At 36.2% G+C, this 13957-nt stretch carries 11 protein-coding genes and 1 pseudogene; 3 read left to right on the forward strand and 9 right to left on the reverse strand.

The genetic code is table 11. The features are described from left to right. Positions 1-27 precede the first annotated feature (27 nt). The 3 genes from allW to ACQV2O_RS06735 all read right to left on the reverse strand — a co-directional run bounded on the left by allW (position 28) and on the right by ACQV2O_RS06735 (position 3551). Complete coding sequence (allW, locus tag ACQV2O_RS06725) at positions 28-1476, reverse strand: allantoin permease (RefSeq protein ID WP_428874207.1); 1449 nt, start codon at positions 1474-1476, stop codon at positions 28-30. A gap of 23 nt (positions 1477-1499) precedes the next feature. Further along, positions 1500-2726, reverse strand: a complete 1227-nt coding sequence (gene allC, locus ACQV2O_RS06730; protein WP_428874230.1) for an allantoate deiminase — start codon at positions 2724-2726, stop codon at positions 1500-1502. Positions 2727-2864: 138 nt separating this feature from the next. Further along, positions 2865-3551: a histidine phosphatase family protein gene (locus ACQV2O_RS06735; RefSeq protein WP_428874206.1), complete on the reverse strand. Its 687-nt coding sequence runs from the start codon at positions 3549-3551 to the stop codon at positions 2865-2867. Positions 3552-3631: 80 nt separating this feature from the next. Here ACQV2O_RS06735 and ACQV2O_RS06740 point away from each other — a divergent pair, with 80 nt between their 5' ends. Then, positions 3632-4543, forward strand: coding sequence for a hypothetical protein (locus ACQV2O_RS06740; RefSeq protein WP_428875338.1), 912 nt, complete (start codon positions 3632-3634; stop codon positions 4541-4543). 6 nt (positions 4544-4549) lie between these two features. On the opposite strand, the gene ACQV2O_RS06745 is transcribed toward ACQV2O_RS06740, so the two are convergent. From ACQV2O_RS06745 to ACQV2O_RS06760, 4 genes are all read right to left on the reverse strand, one after another. Next, positions 4550-5395, reverse strand: a complete 846-nt coding sequence (locus ACQV2O_RS06745) for a carbohydrate ABC transporter permease (RefSeq protein WP_428874203.1) — start codon at positions 5393-5395, stop codon at positions 4550-4552. Continuing rightward, the gene (locus ACQV2O_RS06750; RefSeq protein ID WP_428874202.1) at positions 5388-6257 is read right to left on the reverse strand and encodes a carbohydrate ABC transporter permease; all 870 of its coding nucleotides are present in this window, start codon (positions 6255-6257) and stop codon (positions 5388-5390) included. Before ACQV2O_RS06750 ends, ACQV2O_RS06745 begins: the two co-directional genes overlap by 8 nt. Before the next feature lie 111 nt (positions 6258-6368). After that, positions 6369-7622 carry an ABC transporter substrate-binding protein gene (locus tag ACQV2O_RS06755; RefSeq protein WP_428874201.1) on the reverse strand — a complete coding sequence of 418 codons (1254 nt, stop codon included), beginning with the start codon at positions 7620-7622 and terminating at the stop codon, positions 6369-6371. Positions 7623-7737: 115 nt separating this feature from the next. Beyond that, positions 7738-8637, reverse strand: coding sequence for a haloacid dehalogenase-like hydrolase (locus ACQV2O_RS06760; protein ID WP_428875340.1), 900 nt, complete (start codon positions 8635-8637; stop codon positions 7738-7740). A 631-nt stretch (positions 8638-9268) separates the two neighbouring features. Here ACQV2O_RS06760 and ACQV2O_RS06765 point away from each other — a divergent pair. Continuing rightward, positions 9269-11995, forward strand: a complete 2727-nt coding sequence (locus tag ACQV2O_RS06765) for an ATP-binding cassette domain-containing protein (protein ID WP_428875341.1) — start codon at positions 9269-9271, stop codon at positions 11993-11995. A 99-nt stretch (positions 11996-12094) separates the two neighbouring features. Here the strand turns inward: ACQV2O_RS06765 and ACQV2O_RS06770 are convergent. Beyond that, positions 12095-12358, reverse strand: a pseudogene (locus ACQV2O_RS06770) (DUF1295 domain-containing protein); the annotation flags it as partial. A gap of 42 nt (positions 12359-12400) precedes the next feature. Then, entirely contained in the window at positions 12401-12673 is a 273-nt protein-coding gene (locus ACQV2O_RS06775; protein WP_428875343.1) for a hypothetical protein, read from the reverse strand. 1042 nt (positions 12674-13715) lie between these two features. On the opposite strand from ACQV2O_RS06775, the gene ACQV2O_RS06780 reads away from it, so the two are divergent. Then, positions 13716-13957 (forward strand): hypothetical protein (locus ACQV2O_RS06780; protein WP_428875345.1); only part of this gene is annotated, 242 nt, incomplete at its 3' end.

Genomic DNA, 13957 nt, shown 5'->3' on the forward strand with positions numbered 1-13957 from the left:
TTAAGCGTCCAAAATAATTAAATTTAATTATTCTGCACGATTTAATACAAAGTAAACAAGTAATCCCACTACAAAACCATCAATCCAAGAGATTTGGGACAGAAACTCTAGGGCTGGGATAAATTGTCCGACAATTGAAACAACAAACCCACAAATGGTTGCGATATAAGCTTTCTTATTGACACCAGAATAAGGGTTATCCGCTGCTTGCTCTGGTGAATAGTATAGTAAATCCAAGTCGATCTTTTGTTTGTCCACAAAGTAGAAGTGAGCAATCATAACACCGGCTACAGGGCCTAACAAGCTTCCAATATAGTTAAGGAAAACTAGAATTACACTCCCTGACTCCATGAATTTCCAAGGCATTATGATAAAACTGATAATACTTGCGATGATAACACCTTTACGATAATTAATTTTTTGTGGAAAAAGAGCTGTTAACTGGAAGGCTGCTGGAATAATATTACCAGTCGCATTAGTTGAAACGGTTGTCATCAATAAGACAAAAGAAGCCAAGAAAATAGCCGGCATAGAGTCCCATTGATTAATAATTTGTAAGACATCTCCTTGATGTGAAACACCAGTAATGGCCGCACCATTTAAAACAGTGATACTTGCAAAAGCAAAAATGACATACCCAACTAACAACGATAAGATTTGTCCTATTGTTTGAGACTTGGTGGAAGTTGCGTTTTGAGTAAAGTCAGAAACACTTACTCCTGGAGCTGCCCAAACAGATAAGGTAGATGCAATAATAATCAAATAGGCTAGAGGGGTTGCAACCGATTGATTAACAGCTGTTACATGGTCGAAAATTGGTCCAAACCCGCCCGCTACACTCAATCCCCAAACAACCATTCCTCCGAACACAACATAAATAAGTGGATTTAGTATAGCTGTAAACTTGTTTAATACGCGGCCTCCCCCTAAGCCAATCATTACATTGATCAAGAAGAAGACTACAAATGATAAAAAGGCCGGCACAGAAAGGCCTAAAATATTAATGCCTTCACCAACATTCAAGAAAGCTGGCCAAATTCTACTTACTAAGATCAACAAAGCTTTCGAACCTGCATAGTTTTGGACCCCAAACCAAGCAATAGCTGCCACAACTCCCCTTAGAAAGCCAGGCAATTTAGATCCTGCACTACCATAAACAGAACGTAAATGAATGGCAAATGGAATGCCATACATAGACCCTGCTTTACCGTTAACTGTCATTAGTCCCGCTACTGCTAGTCCCGCCAAAATGATAGCTAAGAACACGTGAATAGGTGCCACCCCTAAAGCTAGAAAGCCACCAACAGTTAGATAATTAGGAATATTATGGACCGATCCCATCCACAGAGTAAAGAAGTTAAGTGTTGACATACTACGTTGTTCTGGCTTATTAGGCAATATGTCATCATTGGTATATCCCCTTGATTTAAACAAATCAATTTGTTCTTGTCTTACTAAGACATCATTATGTTCCATTATTAAAAGTCCTCCAAATTATTTTAATAGGCCAATTCTTTTAAGGCCTCTGCTAAAGCTTGTATCCCTTCAACAATATCCACCGCCTCGGTATGTTCTTCCGGATTATGACTAATTCCTTTGATGGAAGGAACGAAGATCATAGCTGTTGGAACTTGTGGAGCAAATATCTGTGAATCATGCCCCGCTCCTGAATGCATGATTTGATAATTTAATTGGTTATCCTGACAAACTTTTTCTAAAACTTTAACAATCTCAGGATCCATTGGCACTGGTGGCTCATTCATCCATAAATTCATTTCTACTTCAATCGCTTTTTCATGACAATGTTTCTCAATAGTTGTTTCAATAAATACAGCAAACTCATCGAGAGCTTCCTGGTTAGTGTGTCTAGTATCAATTGAAAATTCCATTTCTCCAGGAACAACATTCACCACATTAGGCTTTACTTCTACGTGGCCAAAGGTTACGACTAAAGGATCGCCAATTTCATTTGCTTTATCAATGACTTCAGAAACAATTCTAGCGTAACAGTCGATGACATCTTTACGATATCTCATTAAGGTCGTTCCGGCATGATTAGCTTCACCCTTTAATTTAATGGTGTAGCGTTTTTGCCCCACTATGGCATTAACAACCCCAACTTTTTTGCCTGCATTTTCCAAGAAGTTTCCTTGTTCAATATGTAATTCTACAAAAGCATCAAAGTGATTAAAGCGTGGAGAATCTACAAGGTAATTAAAGCCTGCTTCCTTCATAGCTGTCTCAAAAGGAACACCGTCATTGTCCTTAATGGTTTCAACATCTTCTTTTTTCGCTAAACCAAAAATATTTTTAGATCCCCAAAAGGCATATGGAAAACGAGAGCCTTCCTCTTCTGCCATCGAAACAATTCGCAAAGATTTCTTTGGTTGGCCGTATTCTTCAACCAACCCCTTAATCGCTAAGTAGGCAGACATAATACCCAATTGGCCATCTAGACGACCACCATCAACAACTGTATCAATATGCGATCCTGAGGCGATGATTGATTCTGGCTCTTCACTACCTTCAACTGTTGCAAACATATTCCCTACTTCGTCGAACTCTACCTTCATCCCCTCTTTTTCAAAAAGTTCTTTCAAGGCATTCTGAGCTTCAATCCATGATTTGCTATATAAAAGTCTTGTAGTACCTTTTCCTTCTTTATCAGAAATACTCGAAATCCAATCCATTTGGCGATCGATTTCTGCTGGTGAAATTTTTATCATAGTTCGCACCCTTTCCAAATTTTGCCCATTTGTATCTTGCATACATTATAGTGTAAAACGGTTTCATTTCTCATTGTTATATTTGCTCAACTTTACAATGTGTTTTGTCTAAAGTGAACAAAAACAACCCTCTGTTAGTTAAGCGAACTTTTTGTCTATAAACTGTTTGAGTTTAAAGCCCTCTCTTACTTTTTGAATAATTACCACGCCCCCATTATTCATAGACCGCATATCATAAAACTCATCAATATGTTCTGTTTTTGGTAATAGAATTTGAAGTATATGGCGAATATTGATACTGTGTCCAACAAATAAGATACAAGCCTCCGTCTCAATTAATTCATTAAACAATTTATCCATTCCTTCTTTAAGACGCTTACAATAAACAGCATAGTCTTCTCCTTGACCTAGAGGGTCAGCAGGTTGTAATGCTGTCAGCCTTTGTTTTTCTGTTGTATTTCTCAACATACTCTCTACAGAATCAAAACCCAAATATCTCCTTATGATATCCCAAGTTTGATAGCTTTCCATACCTTCAAAGGAACCAAAGCTAATTTCTCGAAAATCTGCCATTTCTATAATGGGAATCATCCAATTCGGATAGATACTTTGTTCAATAAGAATTTCGGCTGTGGTACGTGTTCTCTTTAAATCACTTACAATCGCCGCATCAAATTTAACCTTACTTAATTTTTCGCCTAAATCTTTAACTGCTTGAATCCCTTCTGCTGTCAATAAAGGATCACACCACCCTTGGGTACGCCCATTCTTATTAAAAAACGTTTCACCATGACGGACAAAATATATGGTTAACCCGTTAGACATTTAATCATTCCTTTAACAAATTTGTGTGCTTAGTAGGATCCCGTGCTATACTTATTTTAAATCTTCAAGGAGGAGCAACCATGACCTACTTATCATACTCGTATTTCTACCAAAACTGGTTTAAAAACTTTTCGATTGATAGCCAACAAATCCAAACCTTTTGTCAAAAATACAATCAGTCTCAAACCATTAAGTCTCGCCAGATTGAATTAACAACCATTCAAAGAGCGTTAAAAGACTTTAAAGATAATCAAACAGTTTACTTGGCAGTTTTACAGCAAATTATTAAGCAAGACTTTCTGCTAACTAATATTCAACTAAATGATTGGCAACAATTGGTCATTATGATTGTATGTATTCAAGCTTTAATAGAGCTGTATAAAAAGTACGATCTCCCTCTTAATATATTACAAAATACACTATCCGACCTTTTTTTACGTATTAACTTATCCCAGTCTGTCGGTTTATCAACAGATGATTTTGAATGGTTAGCACGTATCTTTCGTCTTAGGATTTTCAAGTTAGGCGAGCTTCAATTTGAATTTACTCTTTTTGATTCAGCCTCTCTTCCTAAAGACATTTCTTACATTAATAACGGTAGTAAAATCCTTCAAGATGCTCTCCCTATTATTAGTGTCCACATCATGCAAGATAGTTTAATTGATGAAGCACACTCTTCAACTGCTTTTTACTTAGCTCGAGCCTTTAAAAAAAGATATTTAACTAATTTCCCAGCACAATACTTTTACTGTTATTCTTGGCTCTTAAATCCTAACAACTCATTTTTATTAGGATCTCAAAGCAATATTCTATCTTTTTCAAGTAACTTTGACCTAATCGCCCATTCTGCCTATCCTGATATGGCCTTAGAGCATATTTATGGTTCTAAAGATATCCATCCTGACTCAATGCCTCAAATCACTAGTTTGCAAAGAAGAGCAAAAAGTCATCTTTCATTTCTGGGAATTGGAGTGGGGATTGTTCCTTTCTAGGAAATACTATCCTTTAATTGACCCTGCTGATAAACCTGATACAAGATCTTTTCTAAAAACCATTGCGATAACTGCTGGTGGAATAATAGCTATTAAACCAGAGGCTGCAATCATACTATAGTCAATAGCATCTCTTGTCATAAACTCAGATAGAACTAGGGTAATTACTTTATTATTCTGAGTTGACGTTAAAATCATTGGGATTTGAAATTGGCTCCAACTCATTAACAAGAGAATTAAGACACAGGTAATAATAGCTGTTCGTGACATGGGTAAAATCACCCTCCAGAAAAGCTGCCATTCTGTACAACCATCGAGTTCTGCTGCTTCCCACATTTCTTTAGGAATCTTATTAAAATGCGTAATCAACATCCAAGTTGCTAGAGGTAAAAAAGCAGTCACATAAATGACACTAATCCAGAAAAGCTTATCCAGCAACTGATAGTTTGAAAAAATAGCAAATATTGGAATGATGGTGGTAAACACAGGAATAACGATGGTAATCAATAATAAGCGTAAAATCACTTTTCGTAAGCGAAAGCGAAAACGCACCATAGCGTAACTGGTTAAAACAGCTAAAGGTACCCCAATAAAGAGAGTATATAAGGAACTAATTAAGGAATTCTTTAAGCCATTAAAAATGGTTATATGTGCCTTATCTGTCGGATCAAACAAGCTTTGATAATTTGTAAAAGTTGCTTGACTGGGTAGAAAGCGACCTCCCGCTTTCATTAATTCTGCTTTAGGGGTGACGCTAATTATAAAAGCCCAAATAAGGGGACCTAAAGTGAATAGCAGAAAGATAATTACAGTTATAATGTATAACCAATCCCAACGTTTATTTTTAAGCATGATCTCCCTCCAATCTTAGCGAACGAATATAAAAGTAACCAATAATCCCCGATAAAATCATGATTATATAGGTAATCGCTGACCCTAGACCAAAGTCTAAAAAGCTAAAGGTATTTAAATAATTATATATTAAAAGGGTTTGTCCTTCATAACGGTAACCTACTAAAGAAATTACCTCATCAAAAACATTTAAACCTGCCATAGTTGCTTGGATTAACACAATTGAAAGTGTAGGCAAAATCATTCTTAGCGTTATATAGAAAAACTCTGAATAACGACTGGCACCATCCATTTTAGCCGCTTCGTAGATTTCTTTAGGAATTGTTTGTAGGGTTGCCAAAATTAAAATGGCACAAAAAGGTACCACCCGCCAAGCAATTACAATTGAAACGACAATTAGGAGTAAATAACGATTATTAATCCAAGCAACTGGCTGATCAATAATTGAAAGACTCATCAATAATTTATTCATAAAACCATAACTGGGATGAAAAATAAATTGCCAGACAATACCATTAACTAGGGGGGGCAAAGCCCAAGGAACAATTGCAATACCCGTTAGCATTGGGCTAATAACTGTCCGCTTATTGAGCAAAAGTCCCACAATAATGCTGGAAATGACGGTTAAAAAGACGACTAATAAAAAAACCATCAAACTATTTTGAAAAGCATGATGAAAATCTTCTGAGAGTAAAACCTCTTTATAATTATCGAGTCCGATAAACTTAAAGCGGTCTGGTCTACTTAATTTAAACGCATGAAGACTGTAGATGAAGGTGCGTACAATTGGTAAGTAGACGAACAATCCCATGATAAGCATCATGGGTAAGATTAGAAAAATGGCTTTTTTAGATTTTTTCATAATAAACTCCTTTTAAATCATTGATCCCTACTATCATTTTTATAATAGCACGGATCAACCCTTAAAAATTTAAATCTAGGTGTAGTGCACTACACCTAGATTTATTATTAATTACTCAGCAAATTCCTCAACAACACTATTTACTTTTTCAACTAATTCTTTAACAACCTCTTCGGCAGAAAGATCTGAAGTTACCATTTTATTGATAGTATTATAAATTTCGGCACTCATTTCGGTGTAATATTCTGGCACCCCATTTGGGAATGGCGATTCAACCATTTCAGCCAATTCAACCATCGCACCTGTGTTTTTAATCTTTTCCTCATCAATTAGCTGCTGTAAGATGCTTAATCGTGTAGGAAGTGCTCCTACCGCATCAAATAATTCTAATTGAGTTTCTTCGGAAGTATACCACTTAACGAAGGTTTGAGCAGCTTCCATATTTTCAGTATTTGGTGAAATACCTACTGCTTCTTGGAAAGGTACTGTTCTTTCAGCGTTTGCATCAACACCTGGCAGTAAAATTGGTTTTACCTGTCCAACTACTGTTGACTCCTCTTCATTATTAACGCGACCAACAAATGAAGATGGGCCTACTATAAAGGCAGTATCTCCTGAGTTAATCTGTCTGTAAGCGTCCATTCCCGAACCGTTCACATTACCTGGATTAATTAATTCTTCATCTGATAAAGCCTTAATAATAGTTAATGCATCGAGAGACGCTTCTTCATTCAAAGTATTATCCTCATTAAATAAAATACCATTGCGTGTATAAGCCAACCAGAAGAAAGTAGTCGTTAAATTTTCATCCGCACCTAACGGAAGCGATACTGGGTATTCTGTAATTCCAGCATCTTTAATAGTTTTAGCTTGTTCCATCACTTGATCCCAAGTTACTGGCGGTTCTTCTAAGCCAGCCTCCTCATACATTTTTGTATTGTAGTAGGCAATCCGAAAATCATTTGCATAAGGGACTGCATAGACCTCATCGTTTAGCATAAATTGCTCGATTGCTGGAAAAGCATCCGCATCTGGCAAATCAATAGGAGCCAACCAATCTGCGCTGGTGAATTCTCCCATCCAAGACCAATCTACTTCAAAGACATCCGCTGCCACCGTGTTACTTGCAGCTGCAATCGCTAACTTATCACGAATATCGTCCCAACTAGTTGGTAAAACATTGACTTTAATCCCATACTCTTCTTCAAATCTAGCCAACATTTCATCCGATGGAGCTCCCCAATCAGGAATCATAAAGCTAATTTCTATACCTGCATTTTCTTCTTGAGCCATAGCTGTTAAAGGTGCTAACACAGTTGATAAAGTGAGCGATGCTGCTAAGATGCTTTTTAATGTTTTTTTCATATTTTTCTCCTTTATTCTTTAAGTTGTTGGAATGACTAAATCCCTAAATAATTATCTATTCTAGCCTACCACATCCTTTCCATCTTTTTTAGTAATAAGTCTTGAAGCAGAGTCTTTATCGAAGATTGGATATGGCCATTCTTCTAAGCGTGTGATTCAACCCTCGAATGGCAATCGATAATTGCATAATATTTTCAAACGGGGCAATGCCCCCACTACCTGAACAACCAATATGCAAAATATCTGCACCACCTATTTTAGCAGTTAATCCCAAATGAGTAACCACCTCTTTTTGTGAACAATCCTGACTCGTCCCGTTAGCTGCTAAACTCAAAGCCCCCACTTTGTGAATCAACTGACAACTGCGCCTAAACTCTTCCATCGAGTAACCAGGCACGGTTCCAACTTGAGGTAATATGATAATTTCAGCCCCAGCTGTCAAAAAGTGTTGCACCCATTCTTCTGAAGAAATAGGTTCATCATAGGCTGCCCCATGCATTTTGCCAGCAATCACAATACCAGAATAATGGTTTTTCGCCAGACGAATACCTTCTACTATTGCCTGATTACTAACTCCGGATTGTGGGTTTCCTGTTAAGCATATAAAATCTAACCCCAATTCTTCCACTCTTTTTAAGCTTTCAACACTACATATACGCCCCTCAACTAGGCTCTTTACTTTTTCCAAATAATGTCCCTCACTGGCTACCGGTTCTAAATTGACACCGATGGGACGTTGGACAAACTGTTTCAAAGTTTCAATTGGATGTGGCGTATCTGGTAAAGCCCATATCTTTGGATTAAAAACATCTACTTGATTGAGCAAAATCAAATCCGCACCAGCAGCTCGAGCAAGTTCACTGTTAGTAAGATCAGGTAGGTGAGGAGTTCGATCTTCTCTTAATTCTACTAATAAAGTTCTGCCTTCATTAGCTCGTATACTATTGAGTAAATCCGAGGAAGTCATCGTAGCAAAATCACTTGCGAAACAATCTAACATACGCTTACTATTCAAAATTAACCCCTCGCTCTTTTTCTATTAGTTGCACTAGCATTATTTAAGTCCTACCGCTTTTGTGAACAACAGGCTTCCTATAAACAAAACCACTCTCAACATCTTGGATGGATGCATCTAAATAATATTCCTGATGCTATTATAACTTACTAACAGGCCGCGGACCTATCAGAGTTTCTGATAAATAGGCCTGATTTATTAGATAACTTCTTAAAATTCTATTTAATTAAGTGGTAGGCCACAATGGCTTTTGCTTGGAAAACTTATGCACTGTTCCCTTTAAGCATCCTACAAACTAGCTCCCCTTGGTGTCATTTTAGAAACTGATAGATTTATATTATAAAATAATGCTCCAATCGTTACCTGACGGATTATTTTAGTCGTTCATGTCCCATTAAGCTAACAATATAAAAAACATCCTTATCAGACAATTGATCACACTTACTATTTTATCGCAAGGCTTCCCACGCATACCTTAAAACTTTCGACTTGAGTTTTTTTAGGTGGAAGATATTGTGTTGCTATTTTTTGTTTGCGCTAGGATCGAATTAGGTCGGTATTAGTGATATACTTTGTTTGAAATGAGACTATTACCATTTATTCGTAAATCTTTCAATGAAGGAGTTTTACAATGCACCAAATAGAAAAAATAACCAAAAGTTACCATACAGGGGGCTTTAAGCAAAAAGCCTTGGATAATGTGACGTTCAATTTAAGAGACAATGAGTTTGTATCTATTTTAGGTCACAGCGGGTCAGGTAAAACGACGTTACTCAATATCATTGGCGGCTTGGACCGCTATGACAGTGGTGATATTATTATTAATGGCATTTCAACCAAAAATTATAAAGACAAAGACTGGGATTCATACCGCAACCACTCGGTCGGTTTTGTCTTTCAAAGCTATAATTTAATCCCTCACCAATCCGTTTTATCCAATGTTGAATTGGCACTTACTATTTCAGGAATTTCAGCCAAGCTTCGGAAGCAAAAAGCTATCAAAGCCTTAGAGGAAGTAGGGTTAAAAGATCATATCAACAAACAGCCCAATCAATTATCTGGGGGGCAAATGCAACGAGTTGCGATCGCACGAGCATTAGTCAATGAGCCAGATATTCTTTTAGCCGATGAACCGACAGGAGCCTTAGATACACAGACTAGCCTTCAAATAATGAACCTATTAAAAAACGTTGCCAAAAAACGTTTGGTCGTGATGGTTACTCATAATGCTGAATTGGCTCACCAATACTCCAACCGCATTATTGAATTGCAAGACGGCAAAGTCATTTCTGACACCCATCCTTTAGCCATTGAAGAAAACAAAAACTCTAAGCATGAAAGCATGGGCAAGTCTTCCATGTCGTTTCTTACGGCCTTGTCGTTAAGTTTTAATAATTTAAACGCTAAAAAAGCCCGAACGTTTTTGACAGCTTTTGCAGGGTCCATCGGGATTATTGGAATTGCCCTCATTCTATCGCTATCGACCGGCGTGAATAACTATATTGATAACGTCCAAGAAGAGACTATGTCGGCCTATCCAATAACCATTGAACAAGAGTCTGTCGACTTTAATCAATTAATGTCGGCAAGAAGAGCGGAAACTTCTACTAAAGAAACAGAAGATACCGACTCTAACAATGAAAATTTAGACGTCATCTACAGTAACAATGAATCGCTTGAACAAATGAGTGAGTTCAATTCTTCTTTTCGCCAAAATAATTTAACAGCTTTCAAAAAATATTTAGATCAAGATGACAATAAACTTTCTAACTATGTCGGCAAAAATGGTATCGTTTATTCTTACGCTATCAATTTTGATTTATTCGCCTACGACGAAAATGAGCGTTTGATCAATACTGATGGTAGTTCTTTTGAAAGTGTGAATCGACAACCAAGAACAAACTTTAGTTCCCCTTCAAACTCGTTTAATCAACCCAACACAAAAATTAGCGAACTTCTTCCAGGTCAAGGTGAGCAAGTTATTAGCCCAGTTGTAAAGGATAATTATCATTTAATCGATGGTAAATGGCCTGAAAAATATAATGAGATGGTGCTGGTTGTAAATGAAGCCAATGAAATCAGCCTTTCTGATTTTTACGAGTTTGGCATGCTCCCCTCTGAAGATTATGAGAAAATTCTCAATCAAATAGAAAATGATGAAGAACTTCACCTCGAAAAAAAGACACTTCGGTTTAAAGACCTACGCAATCAAACTTTTTATTTATTACCTCGCAGTGATTACTATGAGAAAAACGCGCGAGGTAATTATCAAAAACTGACTGACGATCCCTTAACGATTGAAAAAGTTGTTAAAGAAAAAGCTATCCCGATAAAAATTTCCGGTATCATTCAACCAGTTGATAATGCTAAAACCTTAACCATTCGCACTCCGCTTGCTTATACACGCAAATTAAGAAACTTTTTAATGGCTTATGTCAATCAAAGTGACATCGTTCAAGCACAAAAAAAGCAACCAAAAACCAACGTTTTAAATGGTCTAGCTTTTGAAGCAGCTAACGATAGAGAAAAAATTGAAGATGTCTATCATTATTTAGAGGATTTCACCCTCAGTCAACAAGCTGAATTTATTAAGCAAATTCAAGCAAAACAGCAAAGCTTAGAACCGTTCGCAACAACAGAGCCAAATTTAGCTGACAATCCGGCTAATATCGCGGATCCATTTAATCAAGTCGTTAAAGACCTGGATGATTCGTCCCTTCTTGAAATTTATGATTCTTCAATTGCACCGGCTAGTTACGACACTAATTTAAAAGAATTTGGTGTCGTTTCTACTGAAAATCCTTCTGCAATCAGTATTTATGCAGATGATTTTGCTGATAAAGAAGCTATTTCTGACGCAATTGAAGCTTATAATCAGACTGTTAGTGAAAAGGAAAAAATTACCTACTCCGACTTTGCCGGCTTAATCATGTCTTCTGTTTCGGAAATTGTAAATGTTATTACCTACGTTCTCATTGCTTTTGTCAGCGTATCATTACTCGTATCATCGATTATGATCGGGATCATCACTTATATCTCAGTATTAGAACGCACAAAAGAAATTGGTATTCTAAGAGCCATCGGCGCCTCAAAAAGAAATATTTCAACGGTTTTTAATGCTGAAACGATTATTATCGGCTTGTTTTCAGGATTATTAGGCATCGGGTTTACTTATTTATTACACACTCCTTTAAACAATTTATTGCTGCACTTATTAGAAGAGGTCACAGTCAGCTTATCTTTTAAAAATGCCCTTATCTTAATTGGCTTAAGCATTCTACTATCATTTATTGCTGGTTTAATTCCATCTAAACAAGCTTCACGCAAAAACCCGGTTGAAGCTCTTCGTAGTGAATAGATTTGACCTCCAACCTCCTATCCATTTTAACTTCGAACTTTAATACAAAATAACTTCCTAACAAACTGTCTCAAAACAGTTTGTTAGGAAGTTATTTTATTAGATGTTATTTCTTGCCCCATGGAAATAACATAGGGACTCTTTGAGTATATTCTTGCCAACCTTCATATTACTACATATTTTTTCTAATAAAGGAATAGATATTTTTATCAATACTGTCGCCATTACTAGAGGAGAAATAACTAGAACGATATAATAAACAGGATGAACGGCTTGAATAAATAATAAGGTGAACCCACTAATATATAGGTCGACCCAAACTAAGATCTCTCTAAAATAATTAGGATGACGGGGCATTGACCATAAGTCTGTTCGGAGTCATTTGCCTGTGTTTTTATTTATGTGTTATCTAAGTTGTTCATCGCCAACCACTTCGACAAACAGACCAATGACAGCAATTAGCAAGCTAATTATTACAATGTAATTATGACTCATAGAAAAATCAAATTGATTGTATTTAATAATCGAATAGCTTACCGAGCCGACAATAAAATTAAAGATTCCTTGCAACACAAAGACTAAGCCCCACCCTATATCGACAATTGAGTTGCCCTTAATTTTAGTAGTAATCAAAAAAATAATAGTGAAATAAATAAAGGGGAAAAGAAGTGGCAACATCAAGCCACCTCCATCTTAGTCATAAAGCCTTGAGTGGCGATCACCAAGGTGACTATAAATAACATACTATATATAATTACTCTTTTAAAATCCAGTTAACCCCCTTCTTATTCGATTCAGTAGTTAAAGCGATAGCGACCGAACCTATCCTCGCACTCATCGCTACAAATGCTAAAATTTCCATCGTATAATCTAGCCCCCTACTAATTAATTAAGTTTAATATTCCTCAAATTCTTGCACGCATTGGCCTCCATAGGCATGAACACTAGCATAGTTAATAATTGTATGCTCTTGCATACAATTATTAACTCATTTTTGAATCTTTTTAATATTACCCTTTTAGCTAATGGTCATACCTATTGCTACCCCGCCGCCAACCTCATCCATCGAGACTACTGGTTTTAAAATGACCTTATTGGCAACAAAAACCTGCGCCCTAGCTATGCATCCTGATTTAACATATATTTCAAGGTAGGAGCGTTGATAAAGAGATGCGTTTTCTTAATAGTTCCTTCTATTCTTTTAACCGTTTCTTAAAAGTCCTCTCTAGCGGCTAAAACTTCTGCAGCTTTTTTAACCACCAGTCACTGAGCGCCTGAATTAAATTTTGAATCAATGACTTTAATTGGGGTATTCGCTAATTCTTTCAAGTTATAATAGATGTTTTTGCTGATTCATTTATACACTTTCTTTCTATAAAGCGACTAACAAAAAAATAAAATCCCTCTTAACATAATTCATAGGCTTCGCTTTTTAAATTTTATATTTAAGCTTCAAGATAAGCCGGCTACATGATTCTCTTTAAGCAATCTATGCTAAGTAATTTTGAATAATTTGATAATTAAATTTAATAATAAATTTTCTAGCAAGTTTTCATTATCTATAATATATGTTGTTTATATCTAATTTAATATTGAATTGTTTGACTTGTTGGGTTTTCGTTCGTACAATAAAGCTGAATGAAATATGTTTGTCATAAAATAAGCATATTCATTTTATTGTTGCTGATTAATAAATTCTATTGATGAAAGGGAGAGTTGAATGAAAAAATCAATTTTAAATCAGATGAAAGTGGGAGTGCTATCTCTATCAGCCATTGCCCTATTAGTTGGTTGTACAAATGAGAACACTACCACGAATACTGACACATCCGTTGATGAAACAACAGCTACTGAAGTGATGAATGAAGAAACTGAAGAGGAAACAACTAAAGAAGAAAGTACCAAAGAAGAGAGCTCTAAAGAAGAGAGTACCAAAGAAATAAGCTCTAAAGAAGAAAGTAC

Source organism: Facklamia sp. P13055, assembly GCF_050409445.1.
Lineage (GTDB): Bacteria > Bacillota > Bacilli > Lactobacillales > Aerococcaceae > Facklamia.

Coding starts and splice junctions, on each gene's coding strand:
- allW (WP_428874207.1), bottom strand. CDS start 1,476: ATGGAACATAATGATGTCTTAGTAAGACAAGAACAAATTGATTTGTTT.
- allC (WP_428874230.1), bottom strand. CDS start 2,726: ATGATAAAAATTTCACCAGCAGAAATCGATCGCCAAATGGATTGGATT.
- ACQV2O_RS06735 (WP_428874206.1), bottom strand. CDS start 3,551: ATGTCTAACGGGTTAACCATATATTTTGTCCGTCATGGTGAAACGTTT.
- ACQV2O_RS06740 (WP_428875338.1), top strand. CDS start 3,632: ATGACCTACTTATCATACTCGTATTTCTACCAAAACTGGTTTAAAAAC.
- ACQV2O_RS06745 (WP_428874203.1), bottom strand. CDS start 5,395: ATGCTTAAAAATAAACGTTGGGATTGGTTATACATTATAACTGTAATT.
- ACQV2O_RS06750 (WP_428874202.1), bottom strand. CDS start 6,257: ATGAAAAAATCTAAAAAAGCCATTTTTCTAATCTTACCCATGATGCTT.
- ACQV2O_RS06755 (WP_428874201.1), bottom strand. CDS start 7,622: ATGAAAAAAACATTAAAAAGCATCTTAGCAGCATCGCTCACTTTATCA.
- ACQV2O_RS06765 (WP_428875341.1), top strand. CDS start 9,269: ATGCACCAAATAGAAAAAATAACCAAAAGTTACCATACAGGGGGCTTT.
- ACQV2O_RS06775 (WP_428875343.1), bottom strand. CDS start 12,673: ATGTTGCCACTTCTTTTCCCCTTTATTTATTTCACTATTATTTTTTTG.